The organism is Bradyrhizobium sp. LB14.3, assembly GCF_040547985.1.
Classification (GTDB): Bacteria; Pseudomonadota; Alphaproteobacteria; order Rhizobiales; family Xanthobacteraceae; genus Bradyrhizobium.
The window spans coordinates 167,277-192,383 of sequence record NZ_JBEPQT010000002.1 but is presented as its reverse complement, the minus strand read 5'-3'; the positions used below and the strand labels follow the sequence as shown (position 1 = coordinate 192,383).

Sequence of the window (25,107 nt, the reverse complement as noted above, 5' to 3'; positions counted from 1 at the left end):
GTTCCATGGGAGGCGGATTATTGCCGGCCGGGTTCCGTCTTGCCGGCGAGATACTGTTCCAGCCAATGGATGTGGTAGTCGCCGTTGATGATGTCGTCTTCGCGGACCAGCGCGCGGAACAGCGGCAGGGTGGTCTCGATGCCCTCGACCACCATCTCGTCCAGCGCCCGGCGCAGTCGCATCAGGCACTCGCCGCGGGTCTTGCCGTGCACGATCAGCTTGCCGACGAGCGAGTCGTAATAAGGCGGGATCGTGTAGCCCTGATAGACCGCGGAATCGATGCGCACACCGAGCCCCCCGGGTGGGTGATATTGCGTGATGCGGCCGGGCGAAGGACGGAAGGTCTGCGGATTCTCGGCGTTGATGCGGCACTCGATCGCGTGGCCGATGACCTGGACCTCTTCCTGCCTCGCCGGCAGGTCGCCGCCGGCGGCGATGCGGATCTGCTCGAGCACGAGGTCGATGTCGGTAATGCTCTCGGTGACGGGATGCTCGACCTGGATGCGGGTGTTCATCTCGATGAAGTAGAACTCGCCGTCCTCGAACAGGAATTCGATGGTGCCGACGCCGAGATATTTCATCTCGCGCATCGCCTTGGCGCAGGTCTCGCCGATCTTGGCGCGCGCGGCCGCGGCCAGCACGGGCGAGGGGCCTTCCTCCCAGACCTTCTGGTGGCGCCGCTGCAGCGAGCAGTCGCGTTCGCCGAGATGAATCGCGCCGCCGCGGCCGTCGCCGAGGATCTGGATTTCGATGTGACGCGGCTTCTGGAGATATTTTTCGAGGTAGACGGAGGCATCGCCAAAGGCGGATTTGGCCTCGTTGGCGGCCGTCGACAGCGCCATCTGAAGGTCGCCCTCGCTCTGCGCCACCTTCATGCCGCGGCCGCCGCCGCCGGCTGCGGCCTTCACGAGCACCGGGAAGCCGATCTTCCTGGCGATTGCCATCGCGTCGTCGTTGGGGCCGACGCCTCCGTCGGAACCGGGCACCACGGGAATGCCGAGCTTCCTGGCAGTCCTCTTGGCTTCGATCTTGTCGCCCATCAGGCGGATGTGCTCGGCCTTCGGGCCGATGAAATGCAGATTATGCTCGGAGAGGATCTCCGCGAAGCGCGCGTTCTCCGAGAGGAAACCGTAGCCGGGATGCACGGCATCGGCGCCGGTGATCTCGCAGGCCGCGAGCAGTGCGGGCACGTTGAGGTAGCTGTCCTTGGACGCCGGTGGCCCGATGCACACGCTCTCGTCCGACAGGCGCACATGCATGGCATCGGCATCGGCGGTGGAGTGCACGGCGACGGTCGCGATCCCGAGCTCCTTGCAGGCGCGCAGGATGCGAAGGGCGATCTCGCCGCGATTGGCTATGAGGATCTTGTCGAACATGGTGTCCTTAAGGGACTGGCGCGCGGGAAGCGGCGAGGGCTCTGTTGGCCTCGACCGTCACTCAATGATGACGAGCGGCTCGCCGTACTCGACCGGCTGGCCGTCTTCGATCACGATCTGCGTCACCGTGCCGGCGCGCGGCGAGGGGATCTGGTTCATGGTCTTCATGGCTTCGATGATCAGCAGCGTCTGGCCGACCGCGACCTTGCTGCCGACCTCGATGAACGGCTTGGCGCCGGGCTCCGGCGCCCAATAGGCGGTGCCGACCATCGGCGAGGTCACGGCGCCGGGATGCTTCGACAGGTCGGCAGCGGCTGGCGCGGCGACAGCTGCGGCCGCCTGGAGGGCGGCGGGGGCGGCTGCCATCTGCATCGGCATGGTCGCAGCAACGCTGACGTTGCGGGCGACGCGCAGGCGCAGGCCGGAACGCTCGATCTCGATTTCGGTGAGGCTGGTCTCATCGAGCAGCAAAGCGAGCTCGCGGACGAGGGCGGAATCCTCGCTGGAAAACTTTGCGGCTGCTTTGTCGTCTGGCTGGCGCGCCATGTTGTTTGATCCGAATGTTCTGTGTGAAGAGGGAGCGTCAGGCTTTGGGCGTGATGCCGAGCTTGGCGGCAAGGCCCTGGATGGCGAGGCGGTAGCCCTCGATGCCGAAACCGCAGAGCGAGGCGAAGGCCGCGCGCGCGGTGTAGGAGTGGTGACGGAAGCTCTCGCGGGCGTGGATGTTGGTCACGTGCACTTCGACCGTCGGGATCTGCACCGCGAGCAGCGCGTCGTGCAGCGCGATCGAGGTGTGTGAATAGCCGCCGGCATTGATGATGATACCCTTCATCTTGCGCCCATGCGCCTCGTGGATGAAGTCGATCAGCTCACCTTCGCGGTTGGACTGCCGGCAGTCGGCCTTGAGGCCGAACGTCGCCGCCGTCTCCCGGCACAGCGCCTCGACGTCGGCCAGCGTCGCATGGCCATACTTCTCGGGCTCCCGCGTCCCCAACATGTTGAGGTTCGGCCCGTTCAGAACAAGGATCGTGTCGATTGCTGGTTCGGCCATTCCAATCCCGCAAGAGGTGCTTCGGCGTGGCGGGGGTTATAGGTAACAAAGCGCGTGAGGGGAAGCCTTGAAGGACCTCCCAGGGGGCTTCAGATACCTCATCCGGGGTGCAAAAACCTGTGCGGAAGCTACGGAAATTGCTTGTTAACCAGTCCAAAGCATGGCTGCCGGGAGGGCCCATGGGCAGAAGCCACCCAATAGAGCAGAAGCCCCTGCCGATCGCTCGGCAAGGGCTCATTTTGGGCTTCAGCGAAGTGGCTTAGCCTTCGATGATGTACACGATCTCGCGCGTCTGGGGACGGACGATGACGTATTGGCCGTGCACGAAGATCACATCATAGCCGCGCCATTCCGGATAGATTTCCACGATCTGGGGCGGCAGCGGGTGGAATCGGACGGACGCCGGGACGGCCGTGCCGACCGAAATATTGAAGTTGACGTTCGTGGTCTCTTCGATCTTGGTCGACTTGATCGCCGTCGAGATCTGGCTCCGCTTCTCGGGAGGCGGTGCGGAGGCGGTGGCGGAGGCGTTACCGGTCGTGGTCTGCGACTTGCTGTCCGCGCCCTTGGTCTCCGCGCCCTTGGTCTGGGCGTTCATGTTGCCGCTCTTGGTGTCCGTCTCCGTGCTCTTGGACTTGTCCATCTGGGATTTGTCGGTCTGCGATTTGTCCATCGTGCTCTTGGACTTGTCCTGCTGGGACTTGTCCTGCGCGCGTTCGTCGGTGCGCTGGCCCTTGGTAGCGCCGGCCTTGTCCTCAGCCGCGTTCTTGTTCATCTCGCGGCCCGAATGCTCGTCCTTGGTCGCACCCGAGGACTTCTCCTCCGCGGACGTGCCGGACTTCATGCTGCTGGAGCCGCCGGTCTGGCCAACGGTGCCCTTCTCCTGGGTCGACTCGCGGCCCATCGAACCGCCGCGCTCGGCGGCGCCGCCGGAAGGCTGCGAATGCTGCATCTGCGCACCACCGGCGCCGCCACCGCTGTCGCGGTTCGTGGTGCCCTGTGCGTTTGCCAGACCGGTGCCCGCGACCAGCGCGAGCGCGGCAACCGAGATCATAAAGCGGTTAGACATGGAATTCTCCTCACGTGTCTCTTTGCGTCATTGCCCGCGCCGACAACGAAAGGAGATTTGAGTTGTTCCGGAACATCGGGGGTTCCGCGGCAATTGTTTCCTAAACGCGAGATGAATGCGTACGTCGGATTCGCGCCACGTTCGCGATGAAAGCAGTGCAAACAAAAAAAGGCCGGCTCATCAGCCGGCCTTTTCTCATCGTGTCGTTGTAAATGCGCGCTCAGCAAGTCGCCTTGCCGCAGCGGGCAATGCCGATCTTTTCCTTGAGGCCCTCGACACCGATGGCGCCGACCACGATCTGCTTGCCGATCACATAGCTCGGCGTGCCGTTCATGCCCATCGCTTCCGCGAGCTTGAAGTTCTCCTCGATGGTGGTGCGCACCTCGGCGCTGCCGATGTCCTTCTCGATCTTGGCGGTGTCGAGACCGGCTTCCTTGGCCGCCTGAAGCGCGCGCGCCTTGTCGGCCGCGCCACGGCCGCCGAGCAGCTTCTGATGGAAATCGAGATATTTCTTGCCGGAGGGATCCTGCATGCGCACCGCGACCGCGACCTGGGCTGCTTCGACCGAGCCCTGGCTCAGCACCGGAAACTCCTTCAGCACGACCTTCAGCTTCGGATCGGCCTTCATGAGGTCGAGCATGTCGCCCATGGCGCGCTTGCAGTAGCCGCAATTGTAGTCGAAGAATTCGACGAAGGTGACGTCGCCGTCCTTGTTGCCGAGCACGACCTGGCGCGGCGAGTTGAAAATCGCATCGGAATTCTGCGCGATGCTGGCCTCGTGCTTCTGCGTCTCGGCCGTGGCCTGGCGCTTGGTGAGCTCGGTCATCGCCTCCTCGAGCACCTCGGGATGAGTGACGAGGTAGTTCTTGATGATCGCCTCGATGTCGGCGCGCTGGGCATCGGAGAAGCTGTCGGCCGACGCGGGCGCGGCCGCGCCGAACAGGGCGAGCGCGAACAGCGCGGGAGCAAGCAGGCGCAGCGAAGGCATAGGTAAATCCTCTTATCCAAAGCAGGTTTCGGAAAACGTCCCGGCTGACTTAAGCTCGGTGTCGTGTCGTGGTGGTGCAAGGCGTAGCTTGGTCGATTTAGTTGCGCGACGGTTTTGACGCCACGATGTCGTCGGCCTTGACCCATCCGGGCGTGCCGACGGCGAAACGGGTTTTCGCGCGCGTCGCAAGCTCGCGGGCGGTCTTGTTGTCGCCGCGCAGATAAGCGGCCTGTGCCGACGCGAGATCCGCCTCGGCATAGTCTCCCTTCCGGCCATAGGCCATCGCGAGCTGCATGTAGCCGAGCTGGGCCTCCGGTTCCCGTGCCACCGCGCTCCTGAGAATCCGAACGGCGTCATCGGTGTAGGCCTTATTATCGGACCCAACCAGCGCCTGCCCAAGTAACATCTCGATGAGGGGCGCGTTGTTCGAGAGTGCGACAGCCTTGCGCAGGGCGGGGATCGCCTCGGCCGGCTTGCCACCCTCCAGCAGGGCCTGGCCGCGCACCTCGTAAAAATACGCATTGTTGGGCTGGACCTGGATCAATGCGTCGATCTGGGCGAGCGCGCTGCGCAAATCCCCGTGGAGATAGGTGCTGATGGCGCGGGCATAGCGCGCCGGCATGCTGTCGTTCGTCTGGGGATAGCGGCGGTAGACCGTCTCGGGCCGCTCCATGAAGGCGGAGATCTTGGCGCGCACCATGTCGTGGCGGAGCTGGAGCGCGGGATCGTCCTTCTTGTCCCAATAGGGGCTGGCGCTGGCGAATTGCTGGAGTGCAGCGACTCGCTCGGCGGGCATCGGGTGCGACTGGAGATAGGGATCGGTGCCGCGTGCCGCGAACAGGCTCTCGCTGGTGAAGCGCTTGAAGGTCTCGTACATGCCCTTCGGCGACTGCTGGGTCGCAGTCAGGAATTTCACGCCGGCGCGGTCGGCGTTCTCCTCCTGCTGACGCTGATAGGACAGCAGCGTACGGCGGATCATCTCCTGCGGTCCGGCGATCGCCGCCGCGCCGGCATTGGCCAGCCCATTGTTGCCGGCGCTACCGCTGCCGCGTGTGCTGCCTGCGACCATCGCACCGGCGCCGAGCAGCATCGCGATGATCATCTGGGTCTGGGCGTTGGCGAGCTGCTCGCGCAGCTTGGACAGATGGCCGCCGGCCAGATGCCCGGTCTCATGCGCGAGCACGCCGATGATCTGGTTCGGCGTCTCCGACTGAAGGATCGCACCGTAATTGACGAAGATGCGGCGACCATCGGCGACGAACGCGTTGAACGAGCCCTCGTTGACGATCACCATCTGGATGTTCTGCTTCTCCAGACCGGCGACGCGCAGGATCGGGCGCGTGTATTCGCGCAGGAGCTGCTCGGTCTCGGTGTCGCGCAGCACCGGCGGCCCCTTCATCTGCGCCTGCGCGGCCGGCAACGGCAGCAGCGCAATCGCAGCCGCCGTGACGAGGGCGGTGAGAACGGTGGCTTTCTTGCGCAATGCGATCTGGAGCAACATCAAGCGGTCTGGGTCAAACGGACTTGTTCAAGCAGTCTTGGTCAAGCAGTCTCGGTCAAGCAGTCTCGGTCAAGCAGTCTTGGTCAAGCATTCTTGGTCAAGGAGCTTCGTGATTGGTTTTGTCGATTGGCGGCGGACCGGATACGCGATATGCCCTTGTGCGCCTTACCCCTTATGAGCCGTACAATGCGGCCAGTCTGGGGCGCAAGCGCCCCGTTCCCGGACCGGACGGACCAGTCCGCCAGCGAATAGCAGAAATCGATGAACGATGCGACATTGAGGAACCGGTTGGGGCAGTGGCTCGAGCCCTCCCGCCGCAGCGATGTTCCCCCGTTCATGGTCATGGACGTCATGGCCGCGGCGGCCCGAATCGAGGCGGCCGGGGGCCACGTCATCCACATGGAGGTCGGCCAGCCCGCCGCCGGCGCGCCGAAGACCGCGATTGCGGCCGCCCATGCGGCGCTCGAGGCGGGTCGGATCGATTATACCTCCGCGCTCGGCATCCCCAGCCTGCGCGAGCGCATCGCGCGACACTATCGCGACGCCTATGGCTGTGACGTCAGCCCCGAGCGGGTCGTGGTGACCACTGGCTCCTCCGGCGGGTTCATTCTGGCTTTCCTGGCGATGTTCGAGCCCGGCGACCGCGTCGCCGTGACGGTGCCGGGCTATCCGCCATACCGTCATATCCTCACCGCGCTCGGCTGCGAGCCGGTGCTGATCGAGACCACGAACGAGACGCGCCATGCGCTGACCGGCGAGGCGTTGCTGGCCGCCCACCGCAAGGCGCCGCTGAAGGGTGTGCTGGTCGGCAGCCCCGCCAAACCGACCGGGACGATGATGTCCCGCGAGGCGCTCGCTGGCCTGATCGCGGCGGCGCAAGACGCGGGCATCCGTTTCATCTCGGATGAGATCTATCACGGGCTCGACTATGCGTTTCCCGCGGTGACGGCGGCAGCGCTGTCGGACCACGCACTCGTGATCAACTCGTTCTCGAAGTATTTTTGCATGACGGGCTGGCGCGTTGGCTGGATGGTCGTGCCCGAAATTCTGGTGCGGCCGATCGAGCGTCTCCAGCAGAACTTGTCGATCTCGGTGCCGTCGCTGTCGCAGATCGCGGCCGAGGCTGCCTTCGACGGCGCGGCCGAGATGGAGGAGATCAAGCACGGCTATCAGGAAAACCGGCGCATCCTGATCGAGGGATTGCCCAAGGCCGGCCTGACCAGGTTTCTGCCGGCCGACGGCGCATTCTATCTCTATGCGAACGTCTCGGACTTCACCTCCGACAGTTTCGAGTTCGCCAAGCAGATGCTGGAGCAGGCGCACGTCGCGGTCACGCCAGGCCTCGACTTCGATCCCATCCACGGTCGTTCATTCATACGCCTCTCTTATGCGCGTTCGGCAGAGGAGATGCGGGAAGCAGTTGACCGGATCGCTCACTGGCTTAAATAGCCGCGAGTTTTCGACAGCCTTCTTCGACAGCCTCCGGAGTTCAATTTTGTCTGACCGTTCCGTCCCGTCCACCGCCACTTCTCATTCTTCTCTCGCCGCATTGATGTGGCCGACCCGGCCGGGTGAAGCCGTCGGCGCACTTCGCGCGCTCGTGCTGATTGCGCTCGGCACCGGCTTGATGGCGCTGTCCGCCAAGGTGAACCTGCCGCTGCCTTACGTGCCCATGACATTGCAGACGCTGGTCGTGTTGATGATCGGTGCCGCCTATGGCTGGCGGCTTGGCAGCGCAACCATGGTTGCCTACCTCGCTGAGGGGGCGATGGGCCTGCCGGTATTCGCCGGTCCGGTCGGTGGAATTGCACCGCTGGTCGGCCCGACCGCGGGCTATTTGTTCGGCTTCATTGGCGCTGCCTTCGTCACCGGCTGGCTCGCCGAGCGCGGTTGGGACCGCAGCGTGGTGCTGCTGTTTGCGGCCATGGCCGTGGGCCACATCCTCATTCTGGCCGCGGGCTTTGGCTGGCTGGCCTTCGGCCTCGGCCTGGGCGCCGCGAAGGCGTGGCAGGTCGGCCTGCTGCCGTTCGTTGCGGCCTCGCTGGTCAAGAACGCGCTTGGCGCGACGTTGATGCCGGCGATACGCCGGGTCGTCGATCGCCGGTAATACGCGCAATAGCGAGCAGTTCCAATTGACAGGGCCGGCCAAGTTGATCTTGGCTGGCTCTGAGTTGAGGGGGAGTGAAACATGACGACGACAACGATGGCGGGGGCGCCGGTCGTGCCGCCCGCCGCCAAGCCGTGGTACAAGGTTCTCTATGTCCAGGTGCTGATCGCGATCGTGCTCGGCGCCCTCGTCGGCTGGCTTTGGCCGTCAATCGCCACCAACGAATGGGTCAAGGCGCTCGGCGACGGCTTCATCAAACTGATCAAGATGGTGATCGCGCCGATCATCTTCTGCACCGTTGTCTCGGGCATCGCGCATATCCAGGACGCCAAGAAGGTCGGCCGCATCGGCGTCAAGGCGCTGGTCTATTTCGAGATCGTCTCGACCTTCGCGCTGGTGATCGGACTTATCATCGGCAATCTGGTGAAGCCGGGTGCGGGCTTCGGCAGCGCCGCGGCCAACGCGCAGGCCGTCGCCAACTACGCCAAGCAGGCCGAAGGCCAGAGGTCGGTCGACTTCGTGCTGCATATCATTCCGGACACCGTCGTCGGCGCCTTCGCGCAAGGCGAGATCCTGCAGGTGCTGCTGTTCTCGGTGCTGTTCGGCTTCGCCATCATGGGGCTCGGCGAGCGCGGTCACACCATCCGCAGCTTCATCGACGACGCCGCGCATGCGGTGTTCGGAGTCATCTCCATCGTGATGCGCGCGGCGCCGATCGGTGCCTTCGGCGCGATGGCCTACACCATCGGCAAGTTCGGCACCGGGGCGATCCTCAACCTGCTCGGCCTGATCGCGACGTTCTACCTGACCGCGGCGCTGTTCGTGTTCGTCGTGCTCGGTACCATCGCGCGCTTCGCCGGCTTCTCCATCTTCAAGTTCCTCGCCTACATCAAGGACGAGCTGCTGATTGTGCTCGGCACCTCGTCCTCGGAAAGCGCGTTGCCGTCCTTGATGGAAAAGCTCGAGCGCCTCGGCTGCTCGAAGTCGGTGGTCGGCCTCGTGGTGCCCACGGGCTATTCGTTCAATCTCGACGGCACCAACATCTACATGACGCTGGCGACGCTGTTCATCGCGCAGGCGCTGGGCTTCGATCTCACCTTCGGCCAGCAGCTGACCATCCTGGTGGTGGCGATGCTGACCTCGAAGGGGGCCTCCGGTATCACCGGCGCGGGCTTCATCACGCTGGCGGCAACGCTCGCCGTGGTCGATCCGCGCCTCGTGCCGGGCATGGCGATCGTGCTCGGCATCGACAAGTTCATGAGCGAGTGCCGCGCGCTGACCAATCTGTGCGGCAACGGCGTGGCCTGCGTGATCGTCGCCTGGTGGGAGGGCGAACTCGATCGCGACAAGCTCAACGCCAACCTCGCCAGGCAGATCGATCCGACCGACATGGAAACGGCTGTCACGACGGACTGATTTGCTGGTTGCCTGTGACGGCGCTAGCTGCGCCGTCAGGCCGCGAAATAAGAGGGCTGGTCGAGATCCTCGATCAGCCCTTTTTCTTTCGGCATCCAGCCGAGAGCAGCACGCGTCTTCGCGCTCGAGGTCGGAACGTCGACGCCCACGAACTGTGCGAACCAGCCGAAATGCGCGGCCGCTTCCTCCGGCGATTTGGACACGACGGGCACGCCGAGCCGTCGGCCGATCACCTCCGCAATCGCCTTGAACGGCACGCCTTCCTCCGCGATCGCGTGATAGTGCTTCGTGGTTGCGCCTTGCTCCAGCGCCAGCCGATAGACGCGCGCGGCATCGAAGCGATGCGCGGCGGGCCAGCGGTTGCTACCGTCGCCGACATAGGCTGACACGCCTTTCTGGCGCGCAAGGTTGATCAGGATCGGGACGAAGCCGTGATCGCCCTCGCCATGGGTGGACGGCGGAAGACGAACCACGGCTGCGCGGACGCCGGCCAGCGACAACGCAGTCGATTCCGACCGGCGTGGAAAGCCGTGCGCGGACTCGTCGTCCTCGGTCGCGAGGCGGCCGGGGGCGAGCAGCGCGACGCCGGAGGTGACGATGAGCGGACGATCAGAGCCCTTGAGCTCCTCGCCGATCGCCAGGATCGCGCGGCGGTCGAGCTCGCAATTGTCCAGAAACTTCGAGAAGTCGTGGTTGAAGCCGAGGTGCAGGACGCCGTCCGAAGCAGCGGCGCCGCTGCGCAGGGACGCATGGTCCTCCAGCGACCCGCGATGGACCTCGGCGCCCATCGCGGCGAGGGCGGCTGCGCCGGTGTCGCTGCGGGCAAGGCCGGTAACGCGATGGCCGGCGGCGATCAGGTCCCGAACCGCGGCGGAGCCGACGAAGCCGGTGGCGCCGGTGACGAAAACACGCATGAGTAAATCTCCAGAAGCCTTTGAGAGGTTGGTGGAGACGACCATCTGCGTTAGGATTATCCGGGTAAAGTAGTGAGATTATCAGGGTATAAGAGCTAACAGGATGAGCGAGACCGCGACAGCTGAGAACCTTTTGGGGACCTACCTCAAAGACCGCCGCACCCGGCTCGATGCCGCCGCGTTCGGGTTCGCCGGCAGCCGCAGGCGTACGCCCGGGCTGCGCCGCGAGGAGGTGGCTCAGCGCGCCAATATCAGCCCGACCTGGTACACATGGCTGGAGCAGGGCCGCGGCGGCGCGCCGTCAGCCGACGTGCTCGACCGCATCGCGCGTGCTCTGATGCTGACCGATGTCGAGCGCGAGCATCTGTTCCTGATCGGCCTCGGCCGACCGCCTGAGGTGCGTTACCAGGCGCGCGAAGGCGTCTCGCCGCGGCTGCAGCGCGTGCTCGATGCACTCGAAGTCAGCCCGGCGCTGGTGCGGACCGCGACCTGGGATGTCGTCGCATGGAATCGTGCCGCAAGCGTGGTGCTGACCGACTACGGCGCGATCCCGCCGGGACAGCGCAACATCCTGCGCTTCATCTTCTGCGATCCTCGGGTGCGCGCAGCCAATCATGACTGGGACAGCGTGGCGCGGTTCGTGGTGGCAGCGTTCAGGGCCGATGCCGCGCGGGCGGGCGCGGTCTCGCATGTCGCCGATTTCGTCGATGAGCTCTGCCGCACCAGTCCGGAATTCGCGGCGCTGTGGCGCGACAACGACGTACGCCATCATGGCGACGGCACCAAGCGGCTGCGGCACCCCGTTCACGGCACCATGTCGTTCGAATATTCGAGCTTCAATGTCGAGGGCCGCTCCGATCTCAGCATGATCGTCTACAACCCGGCGGCACCCGAAGATGCCGAGCGGATCAAAAAGCTGCTCGCGGGGCACGTCGACTGACGAGGACAGCCCCTGGTATCCGACCATGCGGCTGTTCCGTCAGCGCGTCCCACGCGAATGGGACGGCCGGCTCGCGGTCCTCGCCGCGAGCACCGAAGGTTAGAACCGCTCCGGCCGGTAAGGCGTCGGATCAATCGCCGGCGTTTCGCCGCTCATCATTTCGGCGAGCAATCGTCCGGTTGCGGGGCCCAGCGTAAAACCCTGGTGGCCGTGGCCAAAGTTCATCCAGAGGCCGGGATGGCGTGGGGCAGGCCCGAGCACCGGCAGCATGTCGGGCGTGCAGGGGCGGGTGCCGAACCACGGATCGGGCTCGACGCGCCTGCCGAGGTCGATCAGCTCGCGCGCGGAGGCTTCGGCGCTGGCGAGCTGCACGGGCGTTGCGAGCGCGTCCAGGCCGGTCAGCTCCGCGCCGGTGGTGATGCGGATGCCCTTGGCCATCGGACCCATGGCGTAGCCACCGGCCTTGTCGACCAGCGGCAGATCGAGCGACGCGCCGCCGCTGTAATGCATGTGGTAGCCGCGCTTGCGGACCAGCGGAATGCGATAACCGAATTTGTGCAGCAGATCGGGCGACCACGGCCCGAGCGTCACGACGGCGTGGGCGGCATCGATGCGTCCCTGATCCGTATCGACCGACCAGCCGGTGGCGGTCTGCTGCAAGCTCTGGGCATCACCGAGCACGATGCTGCCGCCGAGGCGCTCGAACAGTTCGGCATAGGCCGTGACCAGCGCGCCGGGATCTGACACGGTCCAGGTGTCGAGCCAATGGATCGCACCGGGCAAATCGTCGCGCAGGACCGGTTCGGCCTTGGCGAGCTCGGCGCCCGAGAGCGCACGAAACCTCACGCCGAATTCGCGCTGGTCTTCTTCCGCCGATTTGACGGCGAGATCGAACGATGCAGCGTCGCGATGCAGATGGCGGTATCCCGCCCGGCGGATCAGATTGTCGGCATGGGCTTCGCGGATGAGGATGTCGTGCTCCACCGTCGCGTAGGCGATCAGCCGCGCCCAGGCGTCGGTCGCCTCGCGATGCCGCTTCGGCGCCGAATGCCACCAGTAACGGAGCAGGGGCTCGATATGGAGATGAAGCGACGACAAGCTGTAGCGCACGTCGTTGGTGCGGCCCGTGGCGATCTTCAGGAGCGAGGCGATGTCGCGCGGCATCGGATAGGGGCGGACCGCTTCCGCCTGGATCATCCCGGCATTGCCGTAGCTGGTTTCGCGGCCCGGCTCCCTGCGATCCACCAGCGTAACGGACCAGCCGCGCTGCTGGAGGCGCAGTGCCGCGCTAACGCCGATCATGCCGCCGCCAAGTACGATCGCGCTTTGCATCGGAATGACCTCGCCAAATCGAAACCGCCCGGTTTGGCCGGGCGGTTTCAACAGTTTTGTTCGCTTTATTCGCCGCCGCCGAAGCGGCGCGACCACCAACCGGCGCGACGCGGTGCGGACGATGTTTGACTTTCTGCTTCCGGCGCGGGCTCCGGAGCCGGCGGGGCAACCGGCTCGGCCGCCTGCGCAACCGGTGCCGGCTCACTCGGGCTGCTTGACCCGAAGCTCACTTTTTCCCGAACCGTAGAACGGCGTCGTGCGGCCTTGTCGTCGGCGTGCTCTTCGTCCGCGGCAGCAGGAGCCGGCTCAGGCTGGGCGATCCGTGCCTCGGCGCGCGGCTCTGGCTGGGTGACCTGCGGCTCCGAGGTGTGCTCGGCCTGCGCGATCGAGGGCGCAGCCTCGCCGCCAAAACCGTCGAAATCCGCAACCGCGTCGGTCGCTTCCGACGGCGCATTGGCGGCGAGTTCGTCGCCAATGGAGCCGGCGAGACCTTCCTCGCCAGGACCGCGCCGGCGTCGTCCGCCACGGCGACCACGCCGGCGGCGGCGGTCGGCGCTGGCCTGTTGCTCGCCACGGGCTGCCTGCTCCTCGCCTTCCTCGCCGTCCTGCTCGGCCTCGACTTCCTCTTCGCCTTCGCCGGCCGCTACGGCCGTCTCGGCAACAGCGGGAGCGCCATCCTCGCGCGTCTCCTCGTCGCGCTGGCCACCGCGGCCGCGGCGGCGACGGCGACGCTTGCGGCGCTGGCTGTCCTGCTCGGACGCGGCGTCGCCTGCGGTTTGCTCTTCGACGAGACCTTCGGTCTCCTCGGTCTCGACCTCGGATTCGGTCTCCGGATCGAACTCCTCGTCGTCATAGGCCTCTTCGACCAGGGGCGGCGGGCTTGCGGCCGCCTGCGCCGCCAGCAGAGCCTTGGCCGCTTCCAGCGTATGCACCTGCTCGCCGCGGTCGATGACATAGGCCTGTGGCCCGCTGACGCTCGCGTCGGCGATGACCGATAACGTGACCTTGAAGCCGTTCTCGAGGTCGCGCAGATGGCCGCGCTTGTGGTTCAGCACGTAGAGCGCGACGTCGGTGCGGGTACGGACCACGAGATTGTGGGTCGCGCCCTTCATCAGGATCTCTTCGAGGCCGCGCAGCAACTGGAGCGCAACCGAGGACACCGAGCGCACATGGCCCGTGCCACCGCAATGCGTGCAGGGATCGGTCGAGGATTCCAGCACGCTGGCGCGGATGCGCTGGCGCGACATCTCGAGCAGGCCGAAATGCGAGATGCGTCCGACCTGGATGCGCGCGCGGTCCTGCCGGAGGCAATCGGACAGCTTGCGTTCGACCGCGCGATTGTTGCGCTTCTCGTCCATGTCGATGAAGTCGATGACGATCAGGCCGGCGAGGTCGCGCAGCCGAAGCTGACGCGCGACCTCTTCGGAGGCCTCGAGATTGGTCTTGAGCGCGGTGTCCTCAATATGATGCTCGCGCGTCGAGCGTCCGGAGTTGACGTCGATCGAAACCAGCGCTTCGGTCTGGTTGATCACGATGTAGCCGCCGGAGCGCAGCTGCACGGTCGGCGAGAACATCGCGTCGAGCTGGCTTTCGACGCCCATGCGCGAGAACAACGGCTGGCCGTCGCGATACTGCCTCACCGCGCTCACATTGGCGGGCATCAGCATCTTCATGAAGTCGCGCGCTTCGCGGTAACCGGATTCACCGGCAACTGAGATCTCGTCGATCTCCTTGTTGTAGAGGTCGCGCAGCGAGCGCTTGATCAGCGAGCCTTCCTCGTAGACGAGGGTGGGGGCCTGCGACTTCAGCGTCATGTCGCGCACCGTCTCCCACATCCGGATCAGGTACTCGAAATCGCGCTTGATCTCGGGCTTGGTGCGGGCGGCACCCGCCGTGCGCAGAATGATTCCCATGCCCTCGGGCACGTCGAGATCCTGCACCACTTCCTTCAGGCGCGAACGGTCCTGCGCGCTGGTGATCTTGCGGCTGATGCCGCCGCCGCGCGCGGTGTTCGGCATCAATACGGCGTAGCGGCCGGCGAGCGAGAGGTAGGTCGTCAGCGCCGCGCCCTTGTTGCCGCGCTCTTCCTTGACGACCTGCACCAGCATCACCTGGCGGCGCTTGATGACTTCCTGGATCTTGTACTGGCGGCGCGGACGGAAGGTGCGCTCCGGCACTTCCTCCAGCACATCGTCGCCGCCGACGGATTCAACGACGTCCTCTTCGGCTTCCTCGTCGTCTTCGTCTTCGTCGTCGTCCATCGCTTCGGATTGGCGATGCGGAGCCTCGGTGCTCGCGCCGGCGGCGTACACGGCGTCGGCCGGTTCGGCGGCTGACGTTACGGCCTCGGCGAGATTGTCGGCGTGTGCTTCGAAGGCAGCCGCCTGCTGCTCGGCAACGGCCTCGGTGGCGACCACGGGCTCGGCGCCGATCGCCGCAACAGGCGCCGGCGTCTCGTCGTCATGATCATGGTCGTGATGATCGTGTTCGCCGTGATGACCATGGTCGTCATGGTCATGGGCGTGATGATCGTCACCATGGGCATGATGATCGTGGTCGTGATCATGCCCTTCGTGGTCATGATCGTGATGATCGTGGCCTTCGTGCTCGCCGTGATGCTCCGCGCCGGCGTGCAGGTGCTCGCCCTCGTGCGAAGCGCCCTCGGGCAGGGCCTCGCCCTGGAGCGGCTGGGCTGCGGGATCGGCGCCTTCGACGACGTCGCTGCGGACGCGTTCGCCCTGGCTCCGGCGGCGGGAGTTGCGGTGGCGCGAGCGGCGGCGGCCGTGGGAACGGTTCTCGCTCTCTTCCTCGGCCTCGCGGTGGGCCTGCTCCTCGGCTTCGATCAGCGCCTGCCGGTCGGCAACCGGGATCTGGTAGTAATCGGGATGGATTTCGCTGAAGGCGAGGAAGCCGTGGCGGTTGCCGCCATATTCGATGAAGGCGGCCTGGAGCGAGGGTTCGACCCTCGTGACCTTGGCGAGGTAGATGTTCCCGCGCAGTTGCTTGCGTTGTGCGGTCTCAAAATCAAACTCTTCGACGCGATTGCCGCGGACCACGACGACCCGGGTCTCTTCCGGGTGGGTGGCATCGATCAACATCTTGTTGGGCATGTCTTAACTCTCGGCGGCGGCGGGCGCGATTCACCGTGGGCGCCATCAGCGCTGCCGGGTGACGCGACGGTCCACCTGATTCGGGGGTGAGGGGAAGGCCGAAACGCCGTCTCTCGCGCCTTGCCGAACCGGAAGCCGAAGGACCGAAGCGGCGCGCGGGATTGTTACTCCGCAGCGTCGCGAATGGTCCTTCAGAATTGGTCGGCACAGTCTGGCGCATCAAGCGTCGGCCCGTATGAAACATTGGGCGGCGGGGCCGCCCCTCAATCAGTTGCTGCTGGCCAGGCATGGCGCGAGCGCGCTCGCCTTGGGGTATACGAACCGCTCCCTTGAGATTAAGGGACCGGGTAACGGGTTGCGCCGCTGTCAGAACCGTCCCGGAAACGTGGTGGTAACCGGGGACCGTCCGCCGCCGGGGCTTGCCCCGCCCCACCTCGCTGCCGCGCACCGCGCTGGACTTGAGGGGAACGGAAAAACGCTGGAATTCCCAAACCTTGAGAGTTCCGGCGCTGCACCGGGAGGCTGAATGCGACACAACCGGAAATATCGGCCGTCAGCATTCCGTACATACGTGGATTGGGTCATCCGTGCAAGGAGCGTCGCACGGCGGTCACAGTCAGCGAGTTTCGCGTGCCCGTCATTAAGGATCGTTTAACCCTGTGGTTCTATTGCGTTAAAGAGGCTGCTCGGAGGCACGGAATCGGTGGCGAGCCGCGCAAATCAAAGGTTTTTGCTGGGATGCGCGCTGCTCTGCGCCGCGGCATTGCCGTGTGCTGATTCCTCGCGCCTGAAGGCGGCGGAAAGCCAGCCCCAATCCTCTGTTGCATCAGCGAATTTCCCAATCGCCTCGGCCGCCCGGCTGGCCGGTGACGGCAAGCAGACTCGCTTTATCCTCGACATCGACCAGACCGTTACCTTCCGCGCCATCACGTTGGCTGACCCGTATCGGGTGGTGGTCGACGTCCCCCAGGTCAATTTTCAACTCCCCGCGGGCACCGGGGCCGGGGGACGGGGACTGGTCAAGGCTTTCCGCTACGGGCTGGTAATGCCCGGCGGCTCGCGAATCGTGTTCGACCTGGCGGGCCCGGCCAAGATCGCCAATTCCTATGTGGTGGAGGCCGCCAACGGTCAACCAGCCCGGCTGGTGCTCGAACTGGAGGAGGTCGATCGCGCCGCCTTCGTGCCGTCGCTCGCTCCGGAAAACCGTCCCGAGTTGCGGCCCGCAATTGCCGATCCGCCGCCCGCAACGGTTCCCGGATCCATCCCCCCTGAGTCAGGGCAGCAGAAGGCCGATGGCCGTGCGGTGGTCGTGATCGATCCCGGCCATGGCGGCATCGACAACGGCACGCAGTCGAGCGGCGAGAGCGAGAAGAACCTGGTGCTGGCGTTTGGGCTGGCGCTGCGCGAGCGGCTGGAAAAGACCGGCAAATATCGCGTGGTGATGACGCGGGACGACGACACCTTCATCCCGCTTAACGACCGGGTCAAAGTCGCCCGCGCTCTCAAGGCGGCGCTGTTCGTCTCTATCCATGCGGACGCGCTGCCGCGTGCCGAAGGCGATGCGCAGGGCGCCACGATCTACACGCTGTCGGACAAGGCCTCCGACGCCGAGGCGCAGCGGCTGGCGGACGCGGAAAACCGGGCGGACGCCATCGCCGGCTTCAACCTTGCGGAGGAGCCGACCGATGTTGCCGACATCCTGATTGATCTTACCCAGCGGGAAACGCGTACATTTTCAAGCCGCTTTGCCCGCCTCTTGATGGGCGAAATGAAGTCGACGGTGCGGATGCACAAGCACCCCCTGAAGTCGGCCGGCTTCCGCGTGCTGAAGGCGCCCGATGTGCCGTCGGTGCTGGTCGAGATCGGTTACGTCTCCAACAAGGGCGACCTCGAGCATCTGGTCTCCGAGGGATGGCGGTCGCGCGCCGTGGGCTCGATGGCGCAGGCGATCGACGGGTTCCTGGCCAAGCGCATGGCCATCGCGGGATCGTCAAATTGACGACCCGGGGGTCGTCGAATTGAGAGGGGATTTTCCGTCCCGCCGCAAAAGCCCTAGTTTGGCCACAGCGGGCGCTTTATAAAAACGCCGCAGGGGGTTCCGGAATCGGCGAGAATCCCGCTCGGCAAGCGTCTTGGATCCGGCACGGATAGTATCGAGTAAGGCCGGTGAATTCGCGACGTGAGGTTGGCGCCAGTTTTGGGTGCCAAGGGGCTGATACTGGGCTGATCCAGAGTTTGAACGGATAAACAGATAATGCGCTTGCTGGTGCGGTTCATGGGCTTCCTGTTCGCCGCGGGAACGGTGTTGTTCCTGGTCGGTGTCGGTGCCGTCGCAGGCCTGATCTGGCATTTCTCCAAGGACTTGCCGGACTACTCTCAGCTCCAGGACTACGAGCCGCCGGTGATGACCCGCGTGCACGCGACCGACGGCTCGCTGCTCGGCGAATACGCCAAGGAGCGGCGGCTTTATCTGCCGATCCAGGCGGTGCCGAAGCTCGTGATCAACGCGTTCCTCGCGGCCGAGGACAAGAATTTCTACGAGCATGGCGGCATCGACTACACCGGCATGGCGCGCGCCGGCGTGGCCTACATCCAGAACTACGGCTCCAACCGCCGTCCGCAGGGCGCTTCCACGATTACCCAGCAGGTCGCCAAGAACTTCCTTCTGACCAACGAGGTCTCCTTTGCCCGCAAGATCAAGGAAGCCTTGCTGGCGATGCGGATCGAGAAGACCTACTCGAAGGACAAGATCCTCGAACTGTATCTGAATGAGATCTATCTCGGCCTCGGCGCCTACGGCATCGCGGCCGCGTCGCTGGTCTATTTCGACAAGTCGGTGAACGAGCTGACGGTGGCGGAAGCGTCCTATCTCGCGGCGCTGCCGAAGATGCCCGCGACGCTGCATCCGGTTCGCAACCGCGACCGCGCCATCGAGCGCCGCAACTACGTGATCGACCGTCTGCTGGAAAACGGCTGGATCAAGCAGGCCGACGCCGAGAAGGCCCGCAAGGAGCCGCTGGCCGTCACCAATCGTTCCAACGGTGCCCACACCTTCGCCGGCGAATATTTCGCCGAGGAAGTCCGCCGCGACATTTTCGAGCGCTATGGCGAGAAGAAGCTCTACGAGGGCGGCCTCTCTGTTCGGACCACGCTCGATCCAAAGATTCAAGTCATGGCGCGCAAGACCATGGTCTCCGGCCTCGTGAACTATGACGAACAGCAGGGCTATCGCGGCGCCATGAGCAAGCTCGATATTTCGGGCGATTGGGGCGTGAAGCTCGCCGAGATCAAATCGCTCTCCGACATCTCGCCATGGCGCATGGCGGTGGTGCTGGAGACCAGCGACCAGTCGGCGCGCATTGGCTTCCAGCCGAGCCGTGAGCTCGGCGGCGCTGTGAGCAAGCAGCGCGAGACCGGCCTCATCACGCTCGACGGCATCAAATGGGCAAAGGCGGCCACCGGGGCTGCGAAGGGCAGGGCGGCGAGCGCGGTGTCGCAGGTGCTCCAGTCCGGCGACGTGATCTATGCCGATCCACTGTACAAGGACGGCCAGCCCGTCGAGGGCCAGTACCGGCTGCGTCAGATTCCCGAAGTGTCCGGCGCGATGGTGGTGATGGACCCCTGGACCGGACGCGTGCTGGCGATGGTCGGCGGCTTCTCGTTCGACCAGAGCCAGTTCAACCGCGCCACGCAGGCCTATCGGCAGCCCGGTTCGTCGTTCAAGCCGATCGTCTATTCGGCCGCGCTCGACAACGGCTACACGCCCTCGACTGTCGTGCTCGACGCGCCCATCGAAATCGACCAGGGCCAGGGCGCCGGCGTCTGGCGGCCTGAAAACTTCTCCTCGGGCAAGTTCCAGGGACCGGTGACGCTGCGCAACGCGTTGCGGCAGTCGCTCAACACGGTGACGGTGCGCCTCGCGCAGGACATCGGCATGCCCCTGATCGGCGAATATGCCCGGCGCTTCGGCGTCTATGACGAGCTGCCGAATTATCTGTCCTACGCGCTCGGCGCCGGCGAGACCACGGCGATGCGCATGGTCACGGCCTATTCGATGCTCGCCAATGGTGGCCGCCGGGTGAAGCCGACCCTGATCGACCGCATCCAGGACCGCTATGGCCACACCATCTTCAAGCACGACCAGCGCGAATGCCGTGGCTGCGACGCGCCGGGCGGCTGGAAGAACCAGAACGAGCCGCAACTGATCGACCGGCGCGAGCAGGTGCTGGATTCCATGACCGCCTATCAAATCACCGAACTGATGGAAGGTGTGGTCCAGGCCGGTACCGCGACCGTGGTCAAGGCGGTCGGCAAGCCGATCGCCGGAAAGACCGGCACCACCAACGAGGCCAAGGACGCGTGGTTCGTCGGCTTCTCGCCCGACGTCGCCGTCGCGATCTACATGGGCTACGACAAGCCGCGTCCGCTCGGCAAGGGTAACGCCGCGACCGGCGGCCATCTCGCAGCCCCTATCGCGCGCGACTTCCTCCAGCTCGCGCTCGCCGACAAGCCCGCAGTTCCGTTCAAGGTGCCGGCCGGCATCAAGCTGGTGCGCGTCGTCTCCAAGACCGGCATGCGCGCCGGCCCGGGCGAGACCGGCGGAACCATCCTCGAAGCCTTCAAGCCGGGTACGGCGCCGCCGGACAACTACTCGGTCATCGGCGTGGCCGATGCCGACGGCCGCATGCCGGCGTCGCAGCAGCAGCAGCCGGATTCCGGCTTCTTCATGCGGCCGGGCACCGGCGGACTGTACTAAGACTTAGGACAAGACGGACGTTCTTCGCGGCGGCGGTTGCGCTTTGCAGCCGCCGCCGCTACATCCCGATCTCAATTACGCGCGGGACTAATTCCGCGAGACCAGAGAACCATATGCGCGCCGAAATCGAACGGTTGGTAGAAGAGATCAAGCAGTCAGTCGGGCTGCTGAGGAGGCATCTTTGACGTCGAGAAATCGACGGCGCGCCTCGCTGAGCTGAACAAGCTCGCAGAAGATCCCAATCTCTGGAACGATCCCCAGAAGGCCCAGAAGCTGATGCAGGAGCGGACCTCGCTTGAGGATTCGCTCTCGGGCATCGGCAAGGTCATGCAGGAACTCGAAGACGACATCGGCATGATCGAGCTCGGCGAAGCCGAGGGCGATGAGGGCGTCGTCAAGGAAGCCGAAGCTGCGCTGAAGAACCTCAAGAAGGAAGTGGCGCGGCGCGAGCTCGAGGCGCTGCTGTCGGGCGAAGCCGACGGCTTCGATTCCTATCTCGAGGTTCATGCCGGCGCCGGCGGCACCGAGAGCCAGGACTGGGCGCAGATGCTGCTGCGCATGTACACGCGCTGGGCGGAGACCCACGGCTTCAAGGTCGAGGTCATGGAAGAGTCCGACGGCGAAGAGGCCGGCATCAAGTCGGCAACGATCCAGGTCTCCGGCCGCAATGCCTATGGCTGGCTCAAGACCGAGGCCGGCGTGCATCGCCTGGTGCGCATCTCGCCATTCGATTCCAACGCGCGGCGGCACACCTCGTTCTCGTCGGTCGCTGTGTTTCCGGTGATCGACGACAGCATCAAGATCGACATCAAGGAATCCGACGTCCGCGTCGACACCATGCGCTCGGGCGGCGCCGGCGGCCAGCACGTCAACAAGACCGAATCCGCGGTGCGGTTGACGCATATTCCGACCGGCGTTGCGGTGGTCTGTCAGGCCGGCCGCTCCCAGCACAAGAACAAGGCGCAGGCCTGGGACATGTTGCGCGCACGGCTTTACCAGATCGAGCTGAAGAGGCGCGAAGAGAAAGCCGCCGCCGACCAGGCCGCCAAAACCGATATCGGCTGGGGCCACCAGATCCGCTCCTATGTGCTGCAGCCCTACCAGATGGTGAAGGATCTGCGCACGGGTGTGCAGACCTCCGACACCTCCGGCGTGCTCGGCGGCGATCTCGACGACTTCATGGCCGCGACGCTGGCGCAGCGCGCCTTCGGCACCACGGGCGCTGACATCGAGGACGTCGACTGATGCCCCGGATCGCTTTCATCGGGCTTGGACGGATGGGCCACGGCATGGCCGGCCGCTATCTCGATGCCGGTTTTACGGTGACGCTGTGGAATCGCAGCAAGGCGAAGGCGGAAGACCTGATCGCGCGCGGCGCGCTCTGGGCGACCTCGCCTGAGGACGCCGCGATCGATGCGGACGCGGTGGTGACCATGGTCGCCGACGACGAAGCCTCGCGCGCAGTCTGGCTCGGCCCGAAGGGCGCGGCCAAGACCGCGAAGGCCGGCACCATCGCGATCGAATGCTCCACCGTTTCCTATGACCACGCCCGCGAGATGGGCCGCGAACTCAACGCGCGCGGGCTCATCTATATCGACTGCCCCGTGACGGGGTTGCCGGATGCCGCAGCGAGCGGAAAGCTGACGCTGCTGGTTGGCGCTGACGCTGCCGATCTCGAACGCGCGCGGCCCTATCTCGAACCGATCGGCTCGACCATCCGCCATTTCGGCGCGGTCGGCACCGGCACCGTCTACAAGCTCGTCAATAATCTGATGGGGGCCATCCAGATCGTCGGTCTCGCCGAAGGCCTCGCCATCGCCGAGCAGGCGGGGCTCGACATGAATCTGGTGCTGGAATCGATCCAGGCCGGCGTCGCCGCAAGCCCGCAGGTGCAGCGCCACTCCAAGCGCATGGTCGCCCGCGATTTCAGCGGCGCGACGTTCACGGCGGCGCTGCGGCACAAGGACGCCGCCTACGCCGTGAAGCTCGCCGAGAGCCTGCTGGCCGACAAGCCACTGGTCTCGCGCGCTGCGGTCGAGTCCTACGCGCAGGCAAAAGCTGCGATGCCGGATGACGATGAAGGCAAGATGATCGAGCTGGTGTCGCGGCCGAAGAAGCCGTCATAGCGGATCACATCGACATCGGTAGGCACGTTCGCTCCGTTAGAGCATCGGCTTCGTAAACCGGTGCTTCATCGGAAATCGGGTGGCGCTGTTCGATGTGCTGTCCTAGGCGGCAAGCTCGGCCGCCGAGATGAGACGCCATGCCCCCAAACGACAACCGGATCGACGCGCGGGACTGGTCGCTGCTCGCGCTTCTCTCGGTCCTCTGGGGCGGCTCGTTCTTCTTCAACGGTGCGGCGTTGCGGGAGTTGCCGCCGCTGACATTGGTGTTTTTGCGTGTCGGGCTGGGCGCGGCCATTCTGCTGCCGCTGCTGCGCCTCCAGGGAATCCGTTTTCCCAAGGGCATGGCGGGCTGGAAGCCGTTCGTTGCGATTGGATTCCTCAATAACGTCATCCCGTTCTCGTTGATCGTGATCGGACAGACTTTCATCCCGAGCGGCCTGGCGTCGATCCTGAATGCCACCACGCCGCTGTTCACGGTGATCGTGATGGCGGCGGCAGGCGAAGAGGCCTTACAGCTGCGCCGCGTCGCCGGCGTGGCGCTGGGCCTCTCCGGCGTGATCATCCTGCGCGGATGGGGCGTTGAAACACGGGCAGGGCAGGGGCTCGGCATCCTGCTCTGCCTCGGCGGCGCCTTCAGCTATGGCTTTGCGGCGCTGGCGGCGCGGCGGTTGTTGAAGGACGCAGCCCCGCTGGGGACGGCAGCATTTCAGCTGATGGCTTCCACGGTGATGATGGCGATCGTCGCCGGCGCAATGGAGCAGCCGTGGCGTCTCCCGATGCCGGGCGTGACGATTTGGCTCGCGGTGCTTGGCCTTGCCGGCCTGTCGACGGCGCTCGCCTATATCGTCTTCTTCCAGATCCTGCGGCGCTCGGGCGCGACCAATGTGATGCTGGTGACGCTGCTCATTCCCGTCACCGCCGTCCTTCTGGGATGGCTTGTGCTGGGCGAGCCGATCTCCATGCGTGAGATCGCGGGCGCCATCGTCATCGGCAGCGCGTTGCTGGTGATCGACGGACGCGTTCTAAATCTACTGCGGCGCGTCACGTAAGTTCCGGATCGTCGTTTCACGTCGCGGAAAATCGAAGCGCTTGCCAGCGGCAAGTCCGCTTGCGACACTCCCGGCAAAACAAGACTACAAAATAGGGGAGAGAACGATGCCGGGTCGTCGCGAAAACCTTGTTGCCCTCGCCATTTTTGCTGCCGGAGTGTTGGTCACGACACCGGCGCTGGCGCAGAAGAAATACGATCCCGGCGCCACCGACACCGAAATCAAGCTCGGCAACATCATGCCCTATAGCGGGCCGGCGTCATCCTATGGCGTGATCGGCAAGACCGAGGCCGCATTCTTCAAGATGGTCAACGACCAGGGCGGCATCAACGGCCGCAAGATCAATTTCATCAGCTATGACGACGCCTATTCGCCGCCGAAGGCGATCGAGCAGGCGCGCAAGCTGGTCGAGAGCGACGAGGTGTTGCTGATCTTCCAGCCGCTTGGCACGCCTTCGAACTCCGCGATCATGAAATATATGAATTCCAAGAAAGTGCCGCAGCTCTTCGTCGCCTCCGGAGGCACCAAGTTCGGCGATCCCAAGAATTTCCCGTGGACCATGGGATTCCAGCCGAACTACCAAAGCGAAGGGCGGATCTACGCAAAGTACATCCGCGACAAATTCCCCAACAGCAAGATTGCGGTGTTCTGGCAGAACGACGATGCCGGCAAGGACCAGTTCAAGGGCCTGAAGGACGGGCTTGGCGACAAGGCCAACATGATCATCGCAGACAAATCCTATGAGGTCAGCGATCCCTCGATCGACTCGCAGATCGTCGCCTTGCATGATTCAGGCGCCGACATCTTCTTTTCCTGGGCTGCGCCCAAAGGCTCCGCGCAGGCGATCCGCAAGGTCGGCGAACTTGGCTGGAAGCCAAAATTCTTCCTCGCCAACACCGCGACCTCGGTCGCCTCGGTGCTCAAGCCCGCCGGGCTCGACTATTCCAAGGACATCATCTCGACCGTCTATCTCAAGGACCCGACCGATCCGACCTGGGACAAGGATCCTGCGGTGGTCAAATGGCGCGAGTTCATGGACAAATATTACCCTGACGGCGACAAGGCCAATGCCAACAACGTTTACGGCTACGTCCAGGCCGAGGCGATGGCGCAGGTGCTGAAGCAGTGCGGCGACAACCTCACACGTGACAACGTCATGAAGCAGGCCACCAGCCTGAAGGATTTTCACACCGATCTGATGCTGCCCGGCATCCTGGTCAACACCTCGGCCGATGACTATTTCCCGATCGAGCAGATGCAGCTGATGCGCTTCAACGGGCAGGCTTGGGAGTTGTTCGGCGACGTCATCACTGGCGAAGTCGGCCACGAGCGCAGTCAATAGTCAGGGCTGGCGGCCAGAGCTAAGCGCGTG

At 64.9% G+C, this 25,107-nt stretch carries 19 protein-coding genes; 10 read left to right on the top strand and 9 right to left on the bottom strand.

Annotated features, from left to right (window positions below; all coding sequences use genetic code 11):
* Positions 1 to 17 precede the first annotated feature (17 nt).
* The 6 genes from accC to ABIB00_RS04525 form a co-directional block, all read right to left on the bottom strand.
* Complete coding sequence (gene accC / locus ABIB00_RS04550) at positions 18 to 1,376, bottom strand: acetyl-CoA carboxylase biotin carboxylase subunit (protein WP_247347196.1); 1,359 nt, start codon at positions 1,374 to 1,376, stop codon at positions 18 to 20.
* Between the two features lie 57 nt (positions 1,377 to 1,433).
* Entirely contained in the window at positions 1,434 to 1,922 is a 489-nt protein-coding gene (gene accB, locus ABIB00_RS04545) for an acetyl-CoA carboxylase biotin carboxyl carrier protein (protein WP_354103540.1), read from the bottom strand.
* 37 nt (positions 1,923 to 1,959) lie between these two features.
* Positions 1,960 to 2,427, bottom strand: a complete 468-nt coding sequence (aroQ, locus tag ABIB00_RS04540; protein WP_354103539.1) for a type II 3-dehydroquinate dehydratase — start codon at positions 2,425 to 2,427, stop codon at positions 1,960 to 1,962.
* A 259-nt stretch (positions 2,428 to 2,686) separates the two neighbouring features.
* Positions 2,687 to 3,496, bottom strand: coding sequence for a DUF1236 domain-containing protein (locus ABIB00_RS04535; RefSeq protein WP_354103538.1), 810 nt, complete (start codon positions 3,494 to 3,496; stop codon positions 2,687 to 2,689).
* A 220-nt stretch (positions 3,497 to 3,716) separates the two neighbouring features.
* Positions 3,717 to 4,484 carry a DsbA family protein gene (locus ABIB00_RS04530; RefSeq protein ID WP_354103537.1) on the bottom strand — a complete coding sequence of 256 codons (768 nt, stop codon included), beginning with the start codon at positions 4,482 to 4,484 and terminating at the stop codon, positions 3,717 to 3,719.
* Between the two features lie 97 nt (positions 4,485 to 4,581).
* On the bottom strand, positions 4,582 to 5,985 hold the full coding sequence (locus ABIB00_RS04525; RefSeq protein ID WP_247347191.1) for a M48 family metalloprotease: 1,404 nt from the start codon (positions 5,983 to 5,985) through the stop codon (positions 4,582 to 4,584).
* A 261-nt stretch (positions 5,986 to 6,246) separates the two neighbouring features.
* On the opposite strand from ABIB00_RS04525, the gene ABIB00_RS04520 reads away from it, so the two are divergent.
* The 3 genes from ABIB00_RS04520 (at position 6,247) to ABIB00_RS04510 (ending at position 9,508) form a co-directional block, all read left to right on the top strand.
* Positions 6,247 to 7,434 carry a pyridoxal phosphate-dependent aminotransferase gene (locus tag ABIB00_RS04520; protein ID WP_354103536.1) on the top strand — a complete coding sequence of 396 codons (1,188 nt, stop codon included), beginning with the start codon at positions 6,247 to 6,249 and terminating at the stop codon, positions 7,432 to 7,434.
* A gap of 103 nt (positions 7,435 to 7,537) precedes the next feature.
* Positions 7,538 to 8,092 (top strand): biotin transporter BioY, encoded by a 555-nt coding sequence (locus tag ABIB00_RS04515; RefSeq protein ID WP_247440636.1) that lies wholly within the window; start codon positions 7,538 to 7,540, stop codon positions 8,090 to 8,092.
* A gap of 81 nt (positions 8,093 to 8,173) precedes the next feature.
* Positions 8,174 to 9,508, top strand: a complete 1,335-nt coding sequence (locus tag ABIB00_RS04510) for a dicarboxylate/amino acid:cation symporter (protein WP_354103535.1) — start codon at positions 8,174 to 8,176, stop codon at positions 9,506 to 9,508.
* A gap of 35 nt (positions 9,509 to 9,543) precedes the next feature.
* Here ABIB00_RS04510 and ABIB00_RS04505 read toward each other — a convergent pair whose 3' ends face one another.
* On the bottom strand, positions 9,544 to 10,422 hold the full coding sequence (locus ABIB00_RS04505) for an SDR family oxidoreductase (protein ID WP_354103534.1): 879 nt from the start codon (positions 10,420 to 10,422) through the stop codon (positions 9,544 to 9,546).
* A gap of 103 nt (positions 10,423 to 10,525) precedes the next feature.
* Here ABIB00_RS04505 and ABIB00_RS04500 point away from each other — a divergent pair, with 103 nt between their 5' ends.
* A complete protein-coding gene (locus tag ABIB00_RS04500; protein ID WP_354103533.1) occupies positions 10,526 to 11,362 on the top strand; it encodes a helix-turn-helix transcriptional regulator in 837 nt (278 codons plus the stop codon).
* Positions 11,363 to 11,461: 99 nt separating this feature from the next.
* Here ABIB00_RS04500 and ABIB00_RS04495 read toward each other — a convergent pair whose 3' ends face one another.
* Together ABIB00_RS04495 and ABIB00_RS04490 are read right to left on the bottom strand one after the other, a co-directional pair.
* Complete coding sequence (locus ABIB00_RS04495) at positions 11,462 to 12,694, bottom strand: NAD(P)/FAD-dependent oxidoreductase (protein ID WP_354103532.1); 1,233 nt, start codon at positions 12,692 to 12,694, stop codon at positions 11,462 to 11,464.
* A 65-nt stretch (positions 12,695 to 12,759) separates the two neighbouring features.
* Entirely contained in the window at positions 12,760 to 15,804 is a 3,045-nt protein-coding gene (locus tag ABIB00_RS04490; protein ID WP_354103531.1) for an Rne/Rng family ribonuclease, read from the bottom strand.
* Between the two features lie 703 nt (positions 15,805 to 16,507).
* On the opposite strand from ABIB00_RS04490, the gene ABIB00_RS04485 reads away from it, so the two are divergent.
* The 6 genes from ABIB00_RS04485 to ABIB00_RS04460 all read left to right on the top strand — a co-directional run bounded on the left by ABIB00_RS04485 (position 16,508) and on the right by ABIB00_RS04460 (position 25,077).
* Positions 16,508 to 17,803, top strand: a complete 1,296-nt coding sequence (locus tag ABIB00_RS04485; protein ID WP_247440570.1) for an N-acetylmuramoyl-L-alanine amidase — start codon at positions 16,508 to 16,510, stop codon at positions 17,801 to 17,803.
* A 255-nt stretch (positions 17,804 to 18,058) separates the two neighbouring features.
* Positions 18,059 to 20,560: a penicillin-binding protein 1A gene (locus ABIB00_RS04480; RefSeq protein WP_354103530.1), complete on the top strand. Its 2,502-nt coding sequence runs from the start codon at positions 18,059 to 18,061 to the stop codon at positions 20,558 to 20,560.
* A gap of 113 nt (positions 20,561 to 20,673) precedes the next feature.
* Positions 20,674 to 21,805 (top strand): peptide chain release factor 2 gene (gene prfB / locus ABIB00_RS04475; RefSeq protein ID WP_247347172.1). Its coding sequence is split into 2 segments (ribosomal slippage): positions 20,674 to 20,742 and positions 20,744 to 21,805, totalling 1,131 coding nucleotides; the frame shifts between segments, so codons are not numbered across the junction.
* Positions 21,805 to 22,686, top strand: a complete 882-nt coding sequence (locus ABIB00_RS04470) for an NAD(P)-dependent oxidoreductase (RefSeq protein ID WP_354103529.1) — start codon at positions 21,805 to 21,807, stop codon at positions 22,684 to 22,686. Before prfB ends, ABIB00_RS04470 begins: the two co-directional genes overlap by 1 nt.
* A gap of 137 nt (positions 22,687 to 22,823) precedes the next feature.
* The gene (locus ABIB00_RS04465) at positions 22,824 to 23,735 is read left to right on the top strand and encodes a DMT family transporter (protein ID WP_354103528.1); all 912 of its coding nucleotides are present in this window, start codon (positions 22,824 to 22,826) and stop codon (positions 23,733 to 23,735) included.
* Positions 23,736 to 23,841: 106 nt separating this feature from the next.
* Complete coding sequence (locus tag ABIB00_RS04460) at positions 23,842 to 25,077, top strand: ABC transporter substrate-binding protein (protein WP_354048672.1); 1,236 nt, start codon at positions 23,842 to 23,844, stop codon at positions 25,075 to 25,077.
* Positions 25,078 to 25,107 lie beyond the last annotated feature (30 nt).